Raw genomic sequence first — 19,224 nt, forward strand, 5'->3', positions numbered from 1 at the left:
GTTTAAGCGGGGCATGGAGGCTGTCCGGGCCCTTGGCCATAATGAACTAAACCATTTTTTGGCAGCCCAGGCCATTGAACCTGTGGGAGGCCGCCCCTGCGGCCGAATAACGTTCGCGCGCAGGGGCGCGCTCCCACAATGCCAGCTACCCTACAGGACCTATCCATGACCACTCTCCGACTGATTTCCTCCATGGCCACCAAGCCCCTGCTGGCCGATTTGGTGGCGCTGTACAAGGCGCAAGCCCCGGGCGTTCAAATTCAAGTGGAGTCGGTCGGCGGCGTGGATGCGGCCAAACGCGTGCAAGCGGGCGAAGCCTTTGACGGCGTGGTGCTGGCCAGCGACGCCATCGACAAACTGGTCGCCAGCGGCCACGTGCTGGCAGGCAGCCGCGCCGACCTGGTGCGCTCGGGCGTGGCGGTGGCCGTGCCTGCGGGGCAGCCCATGCCCGACATCTCGACCGAAGCCGCACTCAAAGCCGCCGTCCTGGCCGCGCCCACGCTGGGTTACTCCACAGGCCCCAGCGGCGTGCAACTGGCCAAACAGTTCGAGGCCTGGGGCATCGCCGACACCATCGCACCACGCATCGTGCAGGCCAAGCCCGGCGTGCCCGTGGGCTCACTGGTGGCCCAGGGCCAGGTGGCGCTGGGCTTTCAGCAACTGAGCGAAATGCTGGGTGTGGCGGGCATCACCATCGTGGGCGGCCTGCCACCCGAGGTGGAGATCATCACCACGTTTTCTGGCTCGGTGGCCGCGACCTGCGCCCAGCCGGATGCCATGCGTGCGCTGCTGGCCTTTTGGCAATCGCCCGCGTGTGACGCGCTCAAGCGGCAGCACGGCATGGCTCCGGCCTGAAGCCATACCCATATAACCAGCAGTTGGATTGATTCCTCCACAATATGTGGCATGGGCATCGGTCACTACATCAAGGACATCGGACGCGGCAAGGACGGCGCCCGGGCACTCGGCCGCGCGCAAGCCGCCGACCTGATGGGTCAGGTGCTCGACGAGCAGATCAGCGACCTCGAATTGGGCGCGTTTTGCATCGCCATGCGCATCAAGGGCGAGACGCCCGAAGAGATGGCCGGTTTTCTGGACGCCACGCATGCGCGCCTGAACAAGGTCCCCACAGGCCAGGTGCCCACGGTGGTGCTGCCCAGCTACAACGGTGCCCGCAAACTGCCCGTGCTCACGCCCCTTCTGGCCCTGCTGTTGGCCCGCGAGGGCGTGGCGGTGGTGGTGCATGGCAGTGCCACCGAAGACAAGCGCGTGTGCAGCCAGGCGGTGTTTTCGCAGCTGGGCATTGAAGCGCTGGCCCAAGTAGCACCCGCTGCGGCAGGCCAGGTGCAGTTCATCCCCACGGGCGTGTTGCATGCCGGGCTGGACAGGTTGCTGGCCGTGCGCCGCGTGGTGGGCCTGCGTAACCCCGGCCACAGCCTGGTCAAACTGATGAACCCCTGTGATTCAGAAAGTGGCCCCGCGCTGGTGGTGAGCAGCTACACCCACCCTGAATACCTGCACTCGATGTCGGCCACCTTCGCGCTGACCGGGCAACACGCCTTGCTGCTGCGCGGCACCGAGGGCGAGCCCGTGGCCGATGCGCGGCGCACCCCGGCCATGGATGTTTTCAAAGACGGCCAGCCCCGGCGGGTGCAAGACCAGCAAGAGGGTTCTTTGATGCAAGTGCCTGAATTGCCCGCGATCGACGCAGCGGCCACAGCGGTCTACGTGGAGCATGTGTTGCAGGGTCTGCTGCCTGTCCCCCAAGCCATTGCGCTGCAAGTGCAACACATCCTGCAAGAGGTGAAGCCATGAACACCACGCCCAGCCTCCCCCGTGGGAGCGAGCCCCTGCTCGCGAACGACCGAAGCGCCACAGCCCGTCACCCAGGCCGCTGCACGCTGGTGGGCGCGGGCCCGGGCGATCCGGAGCTGCTCACACTCAAAGCCGTCAAGGCGATTGCCAGCGCCACCGTGCTGTTGGTGGACGATCTGGTGAACGACGCCGTGCTCGAACACGCCTCACCCAGCGCACGCATCGTGCATGTGGGCAAGCGCGGCGGCTGCAAGAGCACGCCGCAGGCCTTCATCGACAAGCTGATGATCACCGCCGTGCAAGAAGGCGAGCATGTGGTGCGCCTCAAAGGGGGTGACCCCTTCATCTTTGGCCGAGGCGGTGAAGAAGTCGAACACCTGCGCGAGGCGGGCATTGACGTGGAGGTGGTCAACGGCATCACCTCGGGCCTGGCGGGCATGAGCAGCCTGGGCGCACCTTTGACGCACCGCGAACACGCACACGGGGTGGTGTTTGTGACGGGCCACGCCAAGCCCGGCGACAGCGGCACCGATTGGGTGCAGCTGGCCACCACAGCACACCAGGCCAAGCTGACGCTGGTGATCTACATGGGCGTGAGCAGCCTGGCGCACATCAGCCAGGGCTTGCTGCAGGGCTTGCCTGCACACACGCCCGTGGCCATCGTGCAGCACGCCAGCCTGCCCACGCAGCGCGAGGCCTTGACCACGCTGGGCGAACTGGTGGGCACCGTGCAACGCGAACAGCTGCAAAGCCCCAGCATCATCGTGGTGGGCGATGTGGTGCAAGGGGCGAGGGCCTGGCAACAGGCCGAGCCAAATGCCACCGTACAACGGGCGGCTTGACTTGATGCCACCATGTGGGAGCGAGCCCCTGCTCGCGAATGGTGGTTAAAGCATTTGTTGTGGGTCCATCAGGCATTCGGCCGCAAGGGCGACCTCCCACACGACAACAACTGCTCACCGCCCTCCCCTTACACTCCTGAGCCATGAAGACATGGGACGTGGTGATCGTGGGTGCCGGGGCTGCCGGTTTGTTTTGCGCGGGCGTGGCGGGTCAGCGCGGGCTGAAGGTGCTGGTGATCGACCACAGCGACAAGATCGCCGAAAAAATCCGCATCTCGGGGGGCGGACGTTGCAACTTCACCAACCGCTTGCTCGACGCATCGGCCCCGCAAAAGCACTTCATCAGCCAGAACCCGCACTTTTGCCGCTCGGCCCTGTCGCGCTACACGCCGCAAGACTTCATCGACCTGGTGCAAAAGCACGGCATCGCTTTCCATGAAAAGCACAAGGGCCAGCTGTTTTGCGACCATTCGGCCGAGGACATCATCCGCATGCTGCTGGCCGAATGCGCGGCTGGCGGCGTCGACATCCGTACGGGCTGCAATGTGAAGTCGGTGCAAGCCCCCAGCGAACAGAACACCCACTACACCCTGGAAACCAGCCAAGGCACTGTGTACACCACCTCACTGGTCGTGGCCACGGGTGGTTTGTCGATCCCCAAAATCGGGGCGAGTGACTGGGGCTACCGCATCGCCAGCCAGTTTGGTCTGCGCCTGGTCGAGCGCCGCCCCGGCCTGGTGCCCTTGACCTTTGACGGCGAGGCCTGGGCGCCTTATGCCCAGCTGGCCGGGCTGGCGCTGCCCGTGGGCATCGAGACGGGCGAGAAAAAAAGCCGCATGCACTTTGACGAAGACCTGCTGTTCACGCACCGGGGCTTGTCCGGGCCCGCCGTGTTGCAAATTTCCAGCTATTGGCAGGACGGCACGCCGATTCGCCTGAACCTGGCCCCGGAGGTGAACCTGCCCGAGCGCCTGCAAGAGGCCAAGCTGTGCTCCAAAAAACTGCTGGGCAACGAGCTGGCCACCTTGGTGCCCAGCCGCCTGGCCGAAGCCTGGGTCAGCCAGGATCCGGCGCTGCAACGCACGGCCGCCGAAGTGCCCGACAAAGCGCTGAACAAACTGGCGCAAGCACTGTCCAACTGGACACTCACCCCCACGGGCAGCGAGGGCTACAAAAAAGCCGAGGTCACCTTGGGCGGGGTGGACACGCGCGATCTGTCTTCACAGACCATGGAGTCCAAACAGCCCGGTTTGTATTTCATTGGCGAGGTCATCGATGTGACCGGTTGGCTGGGCGGCTACAACTTCCAGTGGGCCTGGGCCAGTGCGCATGCGTGTGCGCAAGCCTTGCCCGTCGCGCTCAAAAGCTGAAGCGCCTGCCCAATTGCACAAACAGGTTGTAGGCATCGCCGGACCCTCTGGCTGCGCCCAGGTAAATGTCACCGATCTTGCTGTCCACCGAAACAAAGACGGTGCCGCTGTAGCGCCAACGCATGGCGTCGCCCTTGTACCAGGCGTCCCCGGCCTCGAGGACCGTGCCCACATAGGTTTTTTGGTTGAACAGGCCGCCATGGGTCAGGCGGTACATGTAGGTGGTCTGCAGGTGCGCCAATTGGTCACCGGCCAACTGGCCCATGCGGTAAGCCCCCATGTTCTGAAAACCACCCAGGATCAATTGACTGGGCGAGCGGCAGTTGCCGCAATCGAGCGTGACGCGGTCTTGCGCCAGGTTCAGACCCACATTGACAATGTGCGGCCCCACAGAATGGGCCCACTTGGCGCTCAAGCGTCCGCCGCTGTAGATGGCCCCCGAAACCCCTTGCTCCAGACTGGCTCCCAGAAAGTACCCGCGTGTCGGAAAGCTCAAGGAGTCCAGTTGGTCAATCTGAAACTGCGCCTTGACGCCGTTGTACTTGACCAAATCGGTGTTCGACAGTTCGGCCAAGTCCGTCGTGGTGTCAAAGCTTCTGCGGATCGCGCTGGAGGTGATGCCCATCTTGATGTTGGCCTTGCGCTCGAAGTCGTACACCAGCTGCGCATCCAGGCTCTGCACGGTCTGATTGAAATAGGCCAGCTTCTGATTGCCCGCTTCATCTCTGAAAATCGCGCTTCGGTACAAGGGCAGATAGTTGCGGTCCCACGAAGCACCAGCCTCCAGGCTCCAGCCTTGGGACAGCGGTTGGTAAAAACGGGCCGCCAGCTCGGACTGGGTGCCCAAACGGGCATCCAGTGAAAACTCCAGGCCCGATGGCGTCAACCAAGGGCGGCGGTAACCGACGCCCACAGCAAACTGGGTGATGCCATCGAGCTCCGTGGAAAACCCCAAGGTGGTCTTGAAAAAATGCGGACTGTAGGGTTTCTCACGCACCGTGACGATCAGCTTGTAGCGCTCGCCCTGCAGCTGCGCCAGGCTGTAACTGACCAGATCGAAATAGCCGCTGGTGTAAAGCTCGTCCATGTAGCGTTCCGCCTGCTGGGCCGAGAACTCCTGATCCAACATGGGCGACAACACGGTCTGGATGTAACGCTCCGACACGTCCCTGTGGCCTTGCGCTTCAATGGCCACGATGCGTTTTTCACGCTGGTCAAACGACAAGCGCGTGGTCGATGGGGGCGCGGGCTGCACAGCCCATGCTGTGCGCAAAGCGGCCAGTTGGGTAGCTACGGGGGCCAAAGCCTGCTGGCCCCGCGCCACGATCTCGGGGGCGCGGTTGAAATCGGCAAAACCGATGTCCTGCACCGACGACTGCACCAGCACATCCTGAGGCCGCAGCAAGGCCAGATTGCGTTTTTCGTTTTGGCGAATCAGGATGTCCAGCATCCGGTTGGCCACCACCAGGGCGTGGCTCGGTTGCGCGGTCTTGTCCTCGTCCACGCCTCCGCCCAGGAACGAGGCCACGATCACATCGGCCCCTTCGCGCAATGCCACTTCGATGGGCAAATTGGCCACCAGACCCCCATCGACATAGGTCTCTCCCTCGACTTCCACCGGGGCAAACACCGCAGGAGCCGCCATGCTGGCCCGGATGGCCAGGTGCAGCGCACCCTGGTCAAAAACCTTCAACTCGCCGTCGCGGTAACGGGTCGCCACCGCGCGAAACGGGATTTTGAGATCGTTGAAATGAACACTCGGCGGCACGTGCGCCGTCAAGGCCTGCAGCAAAGCCAGGAAACGCTGGCCATCGCTGACACCCCGGGCAAAGCTCACGCCACCGTCCTTGATGCCGAATTCCAGCTCCACCGGGTATTTCTGCTGGTAAGCACGGGTGCGCGAGGGCAGCTCCAGGCGGTTGAGCTGATCCAAAGCCACCTTGGACGGGTCCAGGCCACCGACCGTGCGCTCGATCTCGTCTGTGGACATGCCGCTGGCATACAAGCCCCCAATGACGGCCCCCATGCTGGTGCCCACAATGCGGGCAATCGGAATGCGGTCGCGCTCCAGCTGACGCAACACCGCCAGATGGGCAAAGCCCTTGGCACCACCACCGGCCAACACCACCACCACAGAAGGGGCCGCGAGGGGCGGACTGGCCAGCGTTTGCGCCTGGCTCCAGCCGCCCGTCAGGCCCAGGGCCAAGACCACCAGGGCCCGGAACAGGGACGCACAAGCAGGGCAGATGTTTTTGAATGTATTCATTGGTATTGCATTTTAGGGACCCGCTTTCAACCGGGGATGCGGCTGGCTGCAAGCGTTCCGGGCCTGGCCCATTTTCCGCAAAGATGTGTCTTTGAGCACACAGTGCCAGGCCAGCCCCGTTTCTCAGGCGCTATAATCTCAGGCTTTGCTGGCAAACCCCCGTCTGCCAAATACTAGTTCGTGACGGGGAACCGCCGAAACTGGGCTTCAAGGGCCCGATCTCCCTTGTGGCTGCAGCCGGCACATTTTTGGAAAATTGATTCAATGACCACCATCCGCGTGAAAGAAAACGAGCCGTTTGACGTTGCCCTGCGTCGCTTCAAGCGCACCATCGAAAAACTCGGCCTGCTGACAGACCTGCGCGCCCGCGAGTTCTATGAAAAGCCCACCACCGAGCGCAAGCGCAAAAAAGCAGCTGCCGTGAAGCGTCACTACAAGCGCGTTCGCAGCATGCAGTTGCCCAAGAAGATGTATTGATCTTCATTTGTATGGCCTGAAAAGGTCTGCAAACAAGCCCGCTGGAGGACGCTCAGGCGGGCTTTGTTGTTTTGACTCCCCCACATTGGCCACACACCAGGAGCCTCCCATGAGCCTGAAAGAGAAAATCACCGACGACATGAAAACCGCCATGCGGGCCAAAGACGCCGAGCGTCTGGGCACCATCCGCCTGCTGCTGTCGGCCATGAAGCAAAAGGAAGTGGACGAGCGCATCGAGCTCGACGATGTGGCCGTGGTCGCCATCGTGGACAAACTCATCAAGCAGCGCAAAGACTCGATCACCGCTTTTGAACAAGCCGCCCGCCAGGACCTGGCCGACAAGGAAAAAGCCGAAATGGCCGTGCTGCTGGCTTACCTGCCCGAGCGCATGTCGGCCGAAGAAGTCACAACTGCCGTTCAGGCCATCGTGGCCGAGCTGGGAGCCAAAGGCCCGGGCGACATGGGCAAAGTCATGGGCGCGGTCAAGACGCGTTTGGCTGGCAAGGCCGACATGGGCCAGGTGTCGGCAGCGGTGAAGGCTGCGCTGGCAGGCTGATGCACTGCAGATGATGATGGACGGGCGGTGAAGGCGCTCAGGCCTGCAAGATCAGCGCCGCCCCGGCCACCGCCATCACCGCCCCGCTCCAGGCCCCCCAAGCCGGGCGGCGGCGGTACACCACCCAAAGCAGCGGCAGCAGCAAGATGGGGGTGAGCGACGAGAAAATGCCCACCAGGTTGGCCTGCCCGGTGTGCAAGGCCTGCAGGATCAAGGTCATGCCCAGCGCCATGGCCACGGCCGCACTGGCCCAGGTGTTGAACAGGGTTTTGGCGGTCAATGGGTTTTGCACCCGCGCCACCTGCGCCCCAGCCCACAGCAGCGCCAGATGTGCCAAAAAGCTGGCCGATGTGCGCACAGCAGACGCCGCCACCGCGTCCACGCCCGAAGCCATCAAGGGCTTGATCATCAAAGTGGCCACAGACTGGCAAACGGCGGCCAGCAAGCCGAGCAAAACCCCGGTCATCAAAGTGCCTCGCGTGTTTTCCCAGGCGTGGGTTTCGCTCTCGCGGCGGCCCCACACAATCGCCACCATCACGCCCGAGACCAGCAAAGCACCGCCCAGCAAGGTCCAGCCCCACAGGGTTTCGCCCAGAAACAACCAGGCGAGCAAGGTGGAAAAAATGGCGTGCGTGGCAAACAACACGCCGCTGCGGCGTGGCCCCAGCCGGTTCATGCAGGCAAACAGCGCGGTGTCGCCAATGAAAATGCCAATGAAGCCCGACAGGGCGAGTAAGGAGATGTTGGCGCTGTCCAGACTGCGCCACTGCCCGGTGAACAGCGCCAGCGCCCACAGCAGGGTCAAAGCAAAAAACAAACGCCAGCGGGTGAAGGCAAACGCCCCCATCTGGCTGGAAGCGGCGGCAGAAAACAAACTGCCCACCGCCCACGACAAGGCGGCCAGCGCTGCAAGGAGTTCTGCCTGCACAGCGCAGCAGGCCTCAGCTGCCCGCCAGCTTCATGCGGTTGACCAAAATGGAGCCGGTGGTTTTGGCACCCATGTTGTAGGTGTCCGCCCCCACGGCCTCGATGCCCATGAACATGTCTTTCAGGTTGCCCGCGATGGTGATCTCGTGCACCGGATAGGCGATCTGGCCGTTTTCCACCCAAAAGCCGCTGGCCCCGCGTGAATAGTCGCCCGTGACATAGTTCACGCCCTGCCCCATCAGCTCGATCACGAACAGGCCCGTGCCCAGCTTTTGCAGCATGGCGTCCAGATCGTCACTGGACTGCGTCAGGCGCGAGGTCAGCGTCAGGTTGTGCGAGCCGCCCGCGTTGCCGGTGGTCTTCATGCCCAGTTTGCGCGCCGAGTAGCTGGACAGGAAATAACCCTCGACCCGGCCGCCCTTGACCACATGGCGGCGCACCGAGCGCACGCCCTCGTCGTCAAAAGGCGAACTGCCCTTGCCGCGCAGCAAGTGCGGGTCTTCTTCGATGTCGATGTGTTTCGGGAACACCTTCTTGCCCAAAGAGTCGAGCAAGAAACTGCTCTTGCGGTACAGCGCCCCGCCGCTCACGGCCTGCACAAAACCGCCCAGCAGACCCGCCGCCACAGGCGACTCGAACAGCACCGGGCACTCGGTCGTGGCGATCTTGCGTGCACCCAGGCGCGACAAGGCGCGTTCGGCGGCGTAGCGGCCCACGGCTTCGGGCGAGGCCATCTCGTCCGCGCAGCGCATCGAGGTGTACCAGGCATCGCGCTGCATCTCGGCGTTGCGGCCGGGCAGCTTGGCAATCGGGGCCACCGAAATGCTGTGGCGCGAGCTGGCATAACCGCCGCGAAAACCGTGTGTGTGGGCGCTGAAAAAATGGCTTTGCTGGGCCGACACGGCCGCGCCGTCGCTGTTGGTGATGCGGCGGCTGGTTTTCATGGCCGCGGCTTCGCACTGCAAGGCGATCTTGGCGGCTTCTTCACTGTTGATGGCCCAAGGGTGGAACAAATCCAGGTCACGGTGCCGGGTTTCGATGTCGGCTTCGTCGGGCAGCCCGGCGGTCGGGTCTTCGGCGGTGAAGCGGGCGATGTCGTAAGCCGCCTGCACTGTGCGCTCGATCGCGGCTTTGGAAAAGTCCGACGTGCTGGCGTTGCCCCGGCGGTGGTCCACGTAGACCGTCACGCCCAGCGATTTGTCACGGTTGCGCTCCACGTTTTCCAGCTCGCCCTTGCGCACGCTGACCGACAGACCGCAGCCTTCAGACGCTTCGGCCCCCGCGTTGGTGGCCCCCAACTTTTTGGCGTGCTTCAGGGCGATGTCGACCAACTCTTCAAAATGGTCACGCGAGTAGCTGAAACCGTCGTGGGCCTGCGCGCTGGCGGCGGCGGCAGGGGCATTTTGTTGCACGGAACTTTTCACAGAAATTTTCACGAAGAGGGTCTCGAAAAAAATGGCGGGCGCTGGGCCCGCAGTGGCCGCTATGATACTTGCCACCCAGCCCCTGCGCTGCCCCAGAGAACGAGTTCCCCCAGTCATGTCCCGTAAACCCAAAAAAGGCTATTTCGTCCGTGGTCAGTTTGTTGCTGAAGGCAGCGAGCTGGACCTGGAGTACAAGCGCGAGCTCAAAGGCGGCCTCGACGGCCCCAGCCGCACCGAACTCAAGCGCGAAAGCACCGAGCTGCAAGAACTCGGCACAGCCTTGCTCACCCTGCGCCGTGACCTGATGGAGGGCCTGGCCCTGCCCGACAAGCTGGTCGAAGGCCTGGCCGAAGCCAAGCGCATCACCAACTTCGAGGGTAAGCGCCGCCAAATGCAGTTCATCGGCAAGCAAATGCGCCTGCTCAGCCCCGAAACGCTGCAAGCCGTGCGCGAGGCGCTGGACATCCAGCGCCTGGGCAGCGCCAAAGACACCCAGGCCCTGCACCTGGCCGAAGCCTGGCGCGACCGCCTGATCGCCGACGATGCCGCCGTGGGCGAGTGGATTGCGCATTACCCACAGACCGACATCCAGCAGCTGCGCGCCCTGGTGCGCCAGGCCCGCAAGGACGCGGTGCCCGTGACCAACGCCGCCGTCTCGCAAGGCCTGGCCCCGCGCCAAGGCCGCGCTTACCGCGAGCTGTTCAAACTGGTGCGCAGCGTGCTGACAGGCGGCGAGAGCGACAAGACCCCCGACGAGACCGAAGATGAGTGAACCCAACGCCACAACCCCTTTTGACCCGGTCAAGATTGGCATCGTGTCCATCAGCGACCGCGCCAGCACCGGCGTCTACGAAGACAAAGGCCTGCCTGCATTGCAGGACTGGTTGACGAAGGCGCTGCACAACCCGATCACTTTCGAGCCGCGCCTGATCCCCGACGAAAAAGACCGCATCAGCGCTACCCTGATCGAGCTGGTGGACGTCGGCTGCAGCCTGGTCTTGACCACGGGCGGCACCGGCCCCGCCCTGCGCGACGTGACCCCCGAAGCCACGCTGGCTGTGGCCGACAAGGAAATGCCCGGGTTTGGCGAACAGATGCGCCAGATCAGCCTTAAATTTGTGCCCACCGCCATCCTGTCACGCCAAGTGGCCGTCATCCGGGGCCAGAGCCTGATCATCAACCTGCCGGGCCAGCCCAAGTCGATTGCCGAGACGCTCGAAGGCCTGAAGGACGCGGACGGCAAAGCCTTGGTGCATGGCATTTTTGCGGCCGTGCCCTATTGCGTGGATTTGATTGGCGGGCCTTACCTGGAAACCCGTGACGAGGTCTGCAAGGCTTTCCGCCCCAAAACCGCGATCCGTCCCGCACGCTGAGCCCCCCCGACAGCCCGGCCCCCGGGCAGTGGCCTGCCGTTGGGTATAATACACGCTCTCGGCAAGAGCGACAGCAGCACCTCCGGCTAGACCACCGCCATCAGCGCGACGCCCCCATGTGGGCCGGTCACCGTTCCGCAAGGACTGCATTCCAAATGTTCGCCCCACATCTTGCCATTGCAGATTGGACGCCCATATAAAGCGTTGATCTGTGTCTCAACCCACGCCCGCGCCGGGATGTATTTGGCGCTGACTGTGTCCGTTTCCTTGTCTGTTTTGATGTTCCGAGGTGTTCATGCCTGCTCAAAAGTCGAAGAAGCCTGCCCAGGCCGCTGCCAAAGCCAAACCCGTTGCCAAGACCGCTGTTGCGAAAAAAGCCCCCGCGCCCGCCGCCAAGCCCAAAGCAACCAGCCAAGTGACTGCCAAAGCACCGGCCAAGAAGCCCGCCCCCGAGGCGAGTAAAGCCAAGGTGCCTGCGAAAGCTGCTGCCAAACCGGCAGCAAAACCCGCAGCCAAAACAGCCCCCAGCAAGGTCAAAGCAACGGCAACCCCGGCAACTTCTGCCAAGCCTGCCAAGAAAGCCGCCTCCGTGCCCGCCAAGAAATCTGAAGTGACCGAGAAAAAATCCACCGCCAAGGCCAAAGACGCCGCTGCCGAAGTGGAAGTGAAAAAACCTGCCAAAGCAGCCAAAGCCGCTGCCCCGGCTACCGAGAAAAAGCCCGCTGCCAAAAAAGCCGTGACCGGTGCCAAACGCGGCCCGAAGAAAAAAGGCAGCATTGCCGAGCCCAGCTTGGACGACGATCTGGACATCGAAGCCGACCTCGAAGGCGAACCGGTTGTTGAAAGCGGCTCCGAGACCGCCGAAAAAGTCAAACCCCTGCGCATGAAGATCAGCAAGGCGAAAGAGCGCGCCTTGATGAAGGAATTTGGCCTGGACGAAACCGTCCTGACCGAAGCCGAGATGAAGCAGCGCCGCGACCGTCTGAAAGCCCTGATCAAGCTGGGCAAGACACGCGGCTACCTCACCAACGGCGAAATCAGCGACCACCTGCCCGACAAACTGGTCGATGCCGAAACCCTGGAAGTGGTGATCGCCACCCTGAACGACCTGGGTGTGGCGGTGTACGAGCAAACGCCCGACGCCGAGAGCCTGATCATCACGGACAACGCGCCCACGGGCTCGACCGAAGAAGAAGCCGAAGAAGCCGCCGAAGCCGCTCTGTCCACGGTGGACAGCGAATTCGGCCGCACCACCGACCCTGTGCGCATGTACATGCGCGAAATGGGCACGGTGGAGTTGCTGACCCGCGAAGGTGAAATCGAAATCGCCAAGCGCATCGAAGGCGGCCTGATGGACATGATGGCCGCGATCAGTGCGTCGCCTGCCACCATCGCCGAAATCCTGCGCATGGCCAATGAAATCCGTGAAGGCAAGGTCGTCATCTCCACTGTGGTCGACGGTTTCGCCAACCTCAACGAAGCCGACGACTATGTGGCCGAAGAAGACTTCGACGAATTCGACGAAGCCGATGACGACGACGGCAAAGGCGGCTCCAAGGCCCTGACCAAGAAGCTCGAAGAGCTGAAAAACCAGGCCCTCGAACGCTTTGACCGGATCACCGAGTACTTCGAAAAAGTGCACAAGGTGTACGACAAGGAAGGCTGGGGCACCCCCGCTTACAACAAGGTCCAGGCCGCCCTGTCGGAAGAGCTGATGACCATCCGCTTCACCGCCAAAACCATTGAAAAGCTGTGCGACATGGTGCGCGCCCAGGTGGACGACGTGCGCAAGAAAGAGCGCGAGCTGCGCCGCATCATCGTGGACAAGTGCGGCTACCCGCAAGAGCAGTTCATTGCCGAATTCAGCGGCCGTGACAAAAACGGCAAGCGCGTCGAATCGCAGCTGCTCAACCTGAAGTGGATCGAAAAGCAGGCCGCCGCAGGCAAGAGCTGGAGCGCCGTCATGGGCCGCAACATCCCGCCCGTGCAGGACCTGCAGCAAAAACTGATCGACCTGCAAGCCCAGGTGGTGGTGCCGCTCGACGAGCTCAAAGACATCAACAAGCGCATGAACGCGGGCGAGCGTGCCAGCCGCGATGCCAAGAAAGAGATGATCGAGGCCAACTTGCGCCTGGTGATCTCGATCGCCAAGAAGTACACCAACCGCGGCCTGCAGTTCCTGGACCTGATCCAGGAAGGCAACATCGGCCTGATGAAGGCGGTGGACAAGTTCGAATACCGCCGTGGCTACAAGTTCTCGACCTACGCCACCTGGTGGATCCGCCAGGCCATCACCCGCTCGATTGCGGACCAGGCCCGCACGATCCGCATCCCGGTGCACATGATCGAGACCATCAACAAGATGAACCGCATCTCGCGCCAGCACCTGCAGGAATTCGGCTTCGAGCCCGATGCCTCCATCCTGGCCGAGAAGATGGAAATCCCGGAAGACAAGATCCGCAAGATCATGAAGATCGCCAAAGAGCCGATCTCCATGGAAACGCCGATCGGTGACGACGACGACAGCCACCTGGGCGATTTCATCGAAGACAGCACGCACACCGCGCCCATCGACGCGGCCCTGCAAGCGGGTCTGCGCGATGTGGTCAAAGACATTCTGGACAGCCTCACGCCCCGCGAAGCCAAAGTGCTGCGCATGCGTTTCGGCATCGAAATGTCCACCGACCACACGCTGGAAGAAGTGGGCAAGCAGTTCGACGTGACGCGCGAACGCATCCGTCAGATCGAAGCCAAGGCGCTGCGCAAGCTCAAGCACCCCAGCCGCAGTGACAAGCTGCGCAGCTTCATCGACACGATGTAAGCCACTGCAGACGACAGCACCAAGCCTCCCGGCTGACAAGCCGGGGGGCTTTTTTTATGATGTGTCGTGCGTGCATAGCGACAAAGAACCCATCAAAGGATCAAAATAATCAAAAAAGAAAAACAGCAGGCCCCACGAACTTATTTCGCATATGTACGGCAACGAACATAAAAATGATGAAAACTACCTATACTTCACCGCATCAACGTCGATAAGGACAATAAATGTTGAGTCCGGCCTGCAATCTCATGATTTCTCAATTAAAAATTGATAAATATGAAAGATTGCTTGACAGTTTTCAACTGGTTGGCTTGGAGCCCGGTCAGTTGATTTTCAGGCCCTATGAGGCCATTCAGTTCGTCTACTTTCCTGTGACCGCCATCATTGCGATGGAAATCGACATCTCGGATGGCACCTCGGCAGAGATTGTGCTGATCGGCAAAGAGGGCATGGTCGGCAGTGGCGTGATGGGTGGCAATCAGAACTTCAGCCGAGCGCGCGTGAAGTTTGCAGGATTGGCCTACAAATTGCCCCTCACCGTCTTTCAGTCGGAGCTGAGCCAGGACCGCTCTTTTTTGAAAATCTGGATGGCCGTCACACGCCAGATGATCTTGCAGATCGCGATGCCCACGGTTTGCAGCAGCAGACACAGCAATGAACAGCAGGTGATCCGCTGGCTCATGAACACGCTGGACAAAACACAAGGCGAAGTGCTGCAGGTGACGCACCAGGAAATTGCCGACAGCTTGGGCATTCGCCGCGAATCGGTCACTTTGACCGCTGGCAAACTGAGCCAGGAAGGCTTGCTGGAAATCAGCCGCGGACAACTCAGGGTGCTGAATCGGCCTGAACTGGAAGCGCGTGCCTGCGAGTGCTACCGGGTCATGAACCCGGCCTTGAAGCATTGACAACCCTGCTCACCGCCTCCAAAGAACCCGGCATGCCTTGTCACTTGCGTCCATTTTTTGCGCGGCTCGCCACCGCTGTCGCCATGGCGGCCAGTGCATGCGCTGCGCACGCCGCACCACCCAGCGCAGCGGCTGCCCCCAAGTCACCCGTCTGGATCGGCTTTGACGATGCGTTCGGACAAAAAACCAACACCTCGGCCATGGCCATCGAATGGGGCATCCAGGCCGCCATGGAAGAGATCAACGCAGCGGGCGGGGTGCTGCAGGGCCGACCGCTGAAACTGATCACCACCGACAACAAAGGCGTTGCCGCCCGAGGCAAAGACAACTTCATCCAGTTGGCCAGCACACCCGATTTGGTGGCGGTCCTGAGCGGCAAATACAGCCCGATCAGTGTGGAAATGCTGCCCGAAGCGCATCGTCTGGGCGTGCCCTTGATCAGTGTCTGGGGCTCTGCCGACCCGATCACGGAGCATGCACACCAACCGTCTTACTCATTTCGGGTCTCGCTCAAGGACGATTGGGGGGTGGAAGCGATGATGAAACGGCTGTCCACCAAGTACAAAGTCCAGCAAGCCTGTGCCATCTTGCCCAACACCGCGTGGGGACGGTCCGCAGAGCGCGTGATTCAGGACAAATCGGCGCAGAGCATGATCCGTTTTCCGGTGGTGCGTTGGTACAACTGGGGTGATGCCTCGCTGAAAAGCCAATACCAAGGCTGCCTGGACGCCCGCACCCAAGGTCTGCTCTTCGTGGGCAATGAAAAGGAAGGGGCCACTCTGATCAAGGAAATGGCCGAACAACAGCGCAGCCAGCGTCTGCCTGTGGTGTCGCATTGGGGTGCGGCGGGCGGCACGCTGCACGAATTGGCCCAAAACGCGTTGCCCCTGGTCAACGTCGACTTCATCCAGACCTTCAGCTTCATCCACAACAGGCGGCCTCGCGCGGTTTATCTGGCCGATTGGATTTTGAAGAAAAGCGCCCTCAAAAGCACGCACGACATCCCCAGCCCGGTGGGTGCGGCACACGCATATGACACGGTGCATCTGCTGGCCAGCGCCATCGAAGTGGCCCAAACCACCGAGCCGGCAAAAATCAGGGACGCGCTGGAAAAATTGCCCCCTTTCAACGGGGCGGTGAGGCATTACGCCAAAGCCTTCACGCCCCAGCGGCATGACGCGCTGGACAAATCGCAAGTGCTGTTCGTCAAGCTCACGCCCTCCGGCCAACTGATCCCGCAATGAGCCACCCGCCAAGTCTCTGGCGGACTTGTGGCCACCTTTGAGGTCCTGTGCGACTTACCGTGACTGGGCCTTGTGGCCGTAAGGGCAGTGGTTGGGGCGAGGCCCCACCTGTGGGTGCAGGCGGCAGGTGTTGGGCCGTTTGTCGTACACCGTGCAACGGCGGGTCTTGGCGTCCAGAAACTGGCAATCGCCACTGGCGCGGCGCGCCAGGCTGAAGATGCTGTTCTTGAAGTTGAAGTGCTCGATCAGCCCGGCTTTGGAGAGCCGTTTGGCGATCTGTTTGGGGTCTTCGTGCTCGGCCTCAAACGGATCCACCAACTCCAGCCGCACCAGGTCGGCCAGCTTGACCTCCACCGGCATGGTGCAGCAGTTGGCCGCACAGGTGTCGCACAGCCCGGCCTTGTAACGGGTCCAGGTTTCGCAACGGTCAACGTCGACAACGGCGATAGGAGATCTCATGCGAGGGATTATCCCCGCACGCACGAGATCAATCTGCCTGTGCATGGACGAATTCAGGCCGAAGTCATGAAATGTCGTTGGACCACCCATGCCAGCATGGGTGCCCTTGGCCGCAGACCCCTTTCACGCGCTTTGAAGCGGCGGCATCAAACACCCTCACTGACCCGTCCAGCCTTGACCGCTTCCCATGCGTCCTCCACCCAGTCACACAAAATAGCACGGGTTTCACGGGGGTCAATGATGTCCAGAATGCCGAACTTCTCGGCCGTGCGGAAAGGCGAAGTCATGTGGAGGTAGAAAGCCTCCAGCTCGGCGCGCTTGGCGGCAGGGTCGGGTGCGGCGTCGATCTCGGCTTTGTGAGCCGCCATCACACCCCCCTCGATCGGGATCGAGCCCCAACGTGCCGAGGGCCAGGCGTAGCGCAGGTTCAGTGCCTCGCCGTATTTGGGTCCGTGCAGGGCACCGGCCATGCCAAAGCAGCGGCGCATCAGGATCGACACCCACGGCGACTGGCAGGCGTGCAGCGCCTCGCCCACGCGCAGCGCACCCAGCAGCGTGCCATCGATTTCGGCCTCCAGTCCGGTCTGGTTGCCTGGCTGGTCCACAAAGTTCACCACCGGCAAACCAAACAGACTGCAGAGATTGACATGCCGCTCCATCTTGTAAGCAGCTTGCAGAGTCATGGCACCGCCCTGCACCTTGGGGTCGTTGGCGATCACACCCACGGGTATGCCATTCAGGCGCGCCAGCGCGGTGATGACCGAGCCACCTTGGTAACGCCCGATTTCGAACAGAGAGCCAGCATCCATGACCGAGGCCAGGATCTTGCGCGGGTCGTAGATCTTGCGGCGATCCCGCGGGATCGCGTCCTTGAGCCAATCGTCGGCGCGCCAGGGGTCATCCTGGGGCGTGGTCACTGGCGCGAGGTGGTACCTGCTGCGTGGCAGGTAGCTCAGAAAGCGGCGAACCTGAGCCAGCGCATCGGCTTCGTCTTCGGCCTCGTTGTGCACCAGCGCGCTCTTGCGGTGCACCCCGTGCCCGCCCAGGTCGTTCTTGTCAACCTCTTGCGCATAGGCCTGGCGCACCACATGCGGACCAGCGGCCATGACCTGAGCCTGCTCACGCACCATCACCGAGAAATGCGAGGACAACACCTTGACCGCCCCTTGCCCGACGCAGGCCCCAAGTGCCACGCCCACCACCGGCACCGTCTTGAGAAGCTCCTGTGCGGGCCAGCTGGGGTATTCGGGGATCTTGGTCCCCCCGATCTGCATCAGCAACTTGACGCTGCCACCGGCCGAATCGACCAGACGCACCAGCGGCATGCGCAGCTGGTGAGCCATGCGCTCGATGTAAATCCACTTGTCGGCAATCGTGGCTTCGGACGAGCCAGCACGGATGGTGAAGTCGTCCACATGCAGCGCCACCTTTTGGCCGTCGATGCGGCCAGTGCCGACAATAGCGTTGGTCGGCTCCAACCGCTCAAAAGTGCCATCAGCGCTGTAGCGACCCTTACCGGCCAGTGCGCCCAGTTCGCGAAAGGTGTTGGCATCCAACAGCTGGTCAATGCGCTCGCGGGCATTCATGCGCCCAGTGGCCTTGAAACGCGCCAACGCCTCGGCGCCGCCCATGGCGAGGGCATGGGCACGGCGCGTCTGCAGCTCGCCCAATTCAACGGCCCACTCGCCCGCAGGCTCAAATGATGTCCAAGCTGTCATGCGGCCCCCAGTCCCAAAGTAGCCACCAGCGCACGGGTTTCACTCAGTTCGGTTTCCAGGTAGCGGTGCGAATCCACATAGCCTTTGAAGATCGGCTGGTTGCCCGACTTCTCGACCATGGCCCTCCACTCAGCCGATTCAGACACCTTGCGCAAGGCGTTTTCCCAGAACTGGATCTGCTCGGCGTCCACGCCACCGGGCAGCAGCACCCCGTTGTAGCTGACGTAATCGGCCGCCACGCCCTGCTCACGCCAGGTCGCAATCCCCGCGAACATACCGGTGCCCCTGCGAGCTGCCGCGCTGGCCAGCACACGCACTTTGCCAGCCTGCACCTGAGGCATGACCGTGGGGCTGGTGGCCGAGACCACGTCCACATTACCGCCGAGCAACGCGGTCATCGATTCGCCCGAGGAGCGAAACGGCACCACGGTGAGCTTGTCAACGGCCACACCCGCCGCCTTCAGCGGCTTGGCCAACGCCAGATGGGTGTTGAGCCCGCGGGTGGGAGCCACCGCAAAGCTGATTCCACCCGGGTCCTGCTTGATGCGCGTCAGCAGGTCCTGCACGTTGCGCAGCGGGCTGTCGGCGCGCACAGCCACCAGCGAGGTTTCTTCGACCAGCATGGCCACCGGCACGAATTCACGCATGTCCGCCTTGAGAATGCCTGTGACCTGACCGGCGATGCTGCCAGTGTGGAAGGTGCCCAGGTGGTGTGCATTGCCCCGGTTACGCTGCAGCTGCTGCAGCGAAAGCAAGCCTGCAGCGCCCGGCTTGTTGTCGGACAGCACGGTCTGGCCGTGCAGCAGCTGCATTTTTTCGAGCACGGTCTTGATGCCACGGGCATACAGGTCCACCGAGCCGCCCGGGGCCACGCCGATCACGTAGCGGATCATTTCGGACGGTTTCCAGCCGGTTTCATTGGCCAGGGCTGCCGGTGTCAACGGCATCAGTGCCGTGCCAGCCATCAGGCCCAGCGCCTGGCGGCGGTCAATCAGTGTGTTCATGGGGTTTCCTTTCAGGTCAG

17 protein-coding genes are annotated in these 19,224 nt (G+C 62.3%); 11 read left to right on the top strand and 6 right to left on the bottom strand.

Annotated features, from left to right (window positions below):
• Window positions 1-165 precede the first annotated feature (165 nt).
• From ACZ5RT_RS12530 to ACZ5RT_RS12545, 4 genes are all read left to right on the top strand, one after another.
• Window positions 166-855 (top strand): substrate-binding domain-containing protein, encoded by a 690-nt coding sequence (locus tag ACZ5RT_RS12530; protein ID WP_464452685.1) that lies wholly within the window; start codon window positions 166-168, stop codon window positions 853-855.
• 51 nt (window positions 856-906) lie between these two features.
• On the top strand, window positions 907-1,815 hold the full coding sequence (ybiB, locus tag ACZ5RT_RS12535; RefSeq protein ID WP_464452686.1) for a DNA-binding protein YbiB: 909 nt from the start codon (window positions 907-909) through the stop codon (window positions 1,813-1,815).
• Window positions 1,812-2,657, top strand: coding sequence for a uroporphyrinogen-III C-methyltransferase (cobA, locus tag ACZ5RT_RS12540; protein ID WP_464452687.1), 846 nt, complete (start codon window positions 1,812-1,814; stop codon window positions 2,655-2,657). Before ybiB ends, cobA begins: the two co-directional genes overlap by 4 nt.
• Window positions 2,658-2,800: 143 nt before the next feature.
• Window positions 2,801-4,027: a BaiN/RdsA family NAD(P)/FAD-dependent oxidoreductase gene (locus ACZ5RT_RS12545; RefSeq protein ID WP_464452688.1), complete on the top strand. Its 1,227-nt coding sequence runs from the start codon at window positions 2,801-2,803 to the stop codon at window positions 4,025-4,027.
• On the opposite strand, the gene ACZ5RT_RS12550 is transcribed toward ACZ5RT_RS12545, so the two are convergent.
• Window positions 4,017-6,293, bottom strand: coding sequence for a patatin-like phospholipase family protein (locus ACZ5RT_RS12550; RefSeq protein WP_464452689.1), 2,277 nt, complete (start codon window positions 6,291-6,293; stop codon window positions 4,017-4,019). The two genes, ACZ5RT_RS12545 and ACZ5RT_RS12550, sit on opposite strands and share 11 nt — an antisense overlap.
• A gap of 264 nt (window positions 6,294-6,557) precedes the next feature.
• On the opposite strand from ACZ5RT_RS12550, the gene rpsU reads away from it, so the two are divergent.
• Window positions 6,558-6,770 (top strand): 30S ribosomal protein S21, encoded by a 213-nt coding sequence (gene rpsU / locus ACZ5RT_RS12555; RefSeq protein WP_108287360.1) that lies wholly within the window; start codon window positions 6,558-6,560, stop codon window positions 6,768-6,770.
• A gap of 109 nt (window positions 6,771-6,879) precedes the next feature.
• The gene (locus tag ACZ5RT_RS12560) at window positions 6,880-7,326 is read left to right on the top strand and encodes a GatB/YqeY domain-containing protein (protein WP_464452690.1); all 447 of its coding nucleotides are present in this window, start codon (window positions 6,880-6,882) and stop codon (window positions 7,324-7,326) included.
• A 37-nt stretch (window positions 7,327-7,363) separates the two neighbouring features.
• Here ACZ5RT_RS12560 and ACZ5RT_RS12565 read toward each other — a convergent pair whose 3' ends face one another.
• Both ACZ5RT_RS12565 and pmbA read right to left on the bottom strand, forming a co-directional pair.
• Window positions 7,364-8,254, bottom strand: coding sequence for a DMT family transporter (locus tag ACZ5RT_RS12565; protein ID WP_464452691.1), 891 nt, complete (start codon window positions 8,252-8,254; stop codon window positions 7,364-7,366).
• 13 nt (window positions 8,255-8,267) lie between these two features.
• Window positions 8,268-9,794: a metalloprotease PmbA gene (gene pmbA, locus ACZ5RT_RS12570; RefSeq protein ID WP_464452692.1), complete on the bottom strand. Its 1,527-nt coding sequence runs from the start codon at window positions 9,792-9,794 to the stop codon at window positions 8,268-8,270.
• Here pmbA and yjgA point away from each other — a divergent pair.
• The 5 genes from yjgA (at window position 9,793) to ACZ5RT_RS12595 (ending at window position 16,023) form a co-directional block, all read left to right on the top strand.
• Window positions 9,793-10,449 (top strand): ribosome biogenesis factor YjgA, encoded by a 657-nt coding sequence (yjgA, locus tag ACZ5RT_RS12575; RefSeq protein WP_464452693.1) that lies wholly within the window; start codon window positions 9,793-9,795, stop codon window positions 10,447-10,449. The two genes, pmbA and yjgA, sit on opposite strands and share 2 nt — an antisense overlap.
• On the top strand, window positions 10,442-11,050 hold the full coding sequence (mog, locus tag ACZ5RT_RS12580) for a molybdopterin adenylyltransferase (RefSeq protein ID WP_464452694.1): 609 nt from the start codon (window positions 10,442-10,444) through the stop codon (window positions 11,048-11,050). Before yjgA ends, mog begins: the two co-directional genes overlap by 8 nt.
• A gap of 295 nt (window positions 11,051-11,345) precedes the next feature.
• Window positions 11,346-13,871, top strand: coding sequence for an RNA polymerase sigma factor RpoD (gene rpoD, locus ACZ5RT_RS12585; protein WP_464452695.1), 2,526 nt, complete (start codon window positions 11,346-11,348; stop codon window positions 13,869-13,871).
• 284 nt (window positions 13,872-14,155) lie between these two features.
• Window positions 14,156-14,779 carry a Crp/Fnr family transcriptional regulator gene (locus tag ACZ5RT_RS12590; protein ID WP_291929725.1) on the top strand — a complete coding sequence of 208 codons (624 nt, stop codon included), beginning with the start codon at window positions 14,156-14,158 and terminating at the stop codon, window positions 14,777-14,779.
• Window positions 14,776-16,023, top strand: coding sequence for an ABC transporter substrate-binding protein (locus ACZ5RT_RS12595; protein ID WP_464452696.1), 1,248 nt, complete (start codon window positions 14,776-14,778; stop codon window positions 16,021-16,023). The genes ACZ5RT_RS12590 and ACZ5RT_RS12595 overlap by 4 nt, the downstream gene beginning before the upstream one ends.
• A gap of 54 nt (window positions 16,024-16,077) precedes the next feature.
• Here the strand turns inward: ACZ5RT_RS12595 and ACZ5RT_RS12600 are convergent, their stop codons facing one another.
• The 3 genes from ACZ5RT_RS12600 to ACZ5RT_RS12610 all read right to left on the bottom strand — a co-directional run bounded on the left by ACZ5RT_RS12600 (window position 16,078) and on the right by ACZ5RT_RS12610 (window position 19,204).
• Complete coding sequence (locus tag ACZ5RT_RS12600) at window positions 16,078-16,482, bottom strand: YkgJ family cysteine cluster protein (RefSeq protein WP_291929729.1); 405 nt, start codon at window positions 16,480-16,482, stop codon at window positions 16,078-16,080.
• 146 nt (window positions 16,483-16,628) lie between these two features.
• Window positions 16,629-18,200, bottom strand: a complete 1,572-nt coding sequence (locus ACZ5RT_RS12605) for an acyl-CoA carboxylase subunit beta (protein WP_464452697.1) — start codon at window positions 18,198-18,200, stop codon at window positions 16,629-16,631.
• Window positions 18,197-19,204 (bottom strand): Bug family tripartite tricarboxylate transporter substrate binding protein, encoded by a 1,008-nt coding sequence (locus ACZ5RT_RS12610; RefSeq protein ID WP_464452698.1) that lies wholly within the window; start codon window positions 19,202-19,204, stop codon window positions 18,197-18,199. The genes ACZ5RT_RS12605 and ACZ5RT_RS12610 overlap by 4 nt, the downstream gene beginning before the upstream one ends.
• Window positions 19,205-19,224 lie beyond the last annotated feature (20 nt).

The organism is Limnohabitans sp. TEGF003 (assembly GCF_055395455.1).

Coding starts and splice junctions, on each gene's coding strand:
- ACZ5RT_RS12530 (WP_464452685.1), top strand. CDS start 166: ATGACCACTCTCCGACTGATTTCCTCCATGGCCACCAAGCCCCTGCTG.
- ybiB (WP_464452686.1), top strand. CDS start 907: ATGGGCATCGGTCACTACATCAAGGACATCGGACGCGGCAAGGACGGC.
- cobA (WP_464452687.1), top strand. CDS start 1,812: ATGAACACCACGCCCAGCCTCCCCCGTGGGAGCGAGCCCCTGCTCGCG.
- ACZ5RT_RS12545 (WP_464452688.1), top strand. CDS start 2,801: ATGAAGACATGGGACGTGGTGATCGTGGGTGCCGGGGCTGCCGGTTTG.
- ACZ5RT_RS12550 (WP_464452689.1), bottom strand. CDS start 6,293: ATGAATACATTCAAAAACATCTGCCCTGCTTGTGCGTCCCTGTTCCGG.
- rpsU (WP_108287360.1), top strand. CDS start 6,558: ATGACCACCATCCGCGTGAAAGAAAACGAGCCGTTTGACGTTGCCCTG.
- ACZ5RT_RS12560 (WP_464452690.1), top strand. CDS start 6,880: ATGAGCCTGAAAGAGAAAATCACCGACGACATGAAAACCGCCATGCGG.
- yjgA (WP_464452693.1), top strand. CDS start 9,793: ATGTCCCGTAAACCCAAAAAAGGCTATTTCGTCCGTGGTCAGTTTGTT.
- pmbA (WP_464452692.1), bottom strand. CDS start 9,794: ATGACTGGGGGAACTCGTTCTCTGGGGCAGCGCAGGGGCTGGGTGGCA.
- mog (WP_464452694.1), top strand. CDS start 10,442: ATGAGTGAACCCAACGCCACAACCCCTTTTGACCCGGTCAAGATTGGC.
- rpoD (WP_464452695.1), top strand. CDS start 11,346: ATGCCTGCTCAAAAGTCGAAGAAGCCTGCCCAGGCCGCTGCCAAAGCC.
- ACZ5RT_RS12600 (WP_291929729.1), bottom strand. CDS start 16,482: ATGAGATCTCCTATCGCCGTTGTCGACGTTGACCGTTGCGAAACCTGG.
- ACZ5RT_RS12605 (WP_464452697.1), bottom strand. CDS start 18,200: ATGACAGCTTGGACATCATTTGAGCCTGCGGGCGAGTGGGCCGTTGAA.
- ACZ5RT_RS12610 (WP_464452698.1), bottom strand. CDS start 19,204: ATGAACACACTGATTGACCGCCGCCAGGCGCTGGGCCTGATGGCTGGC.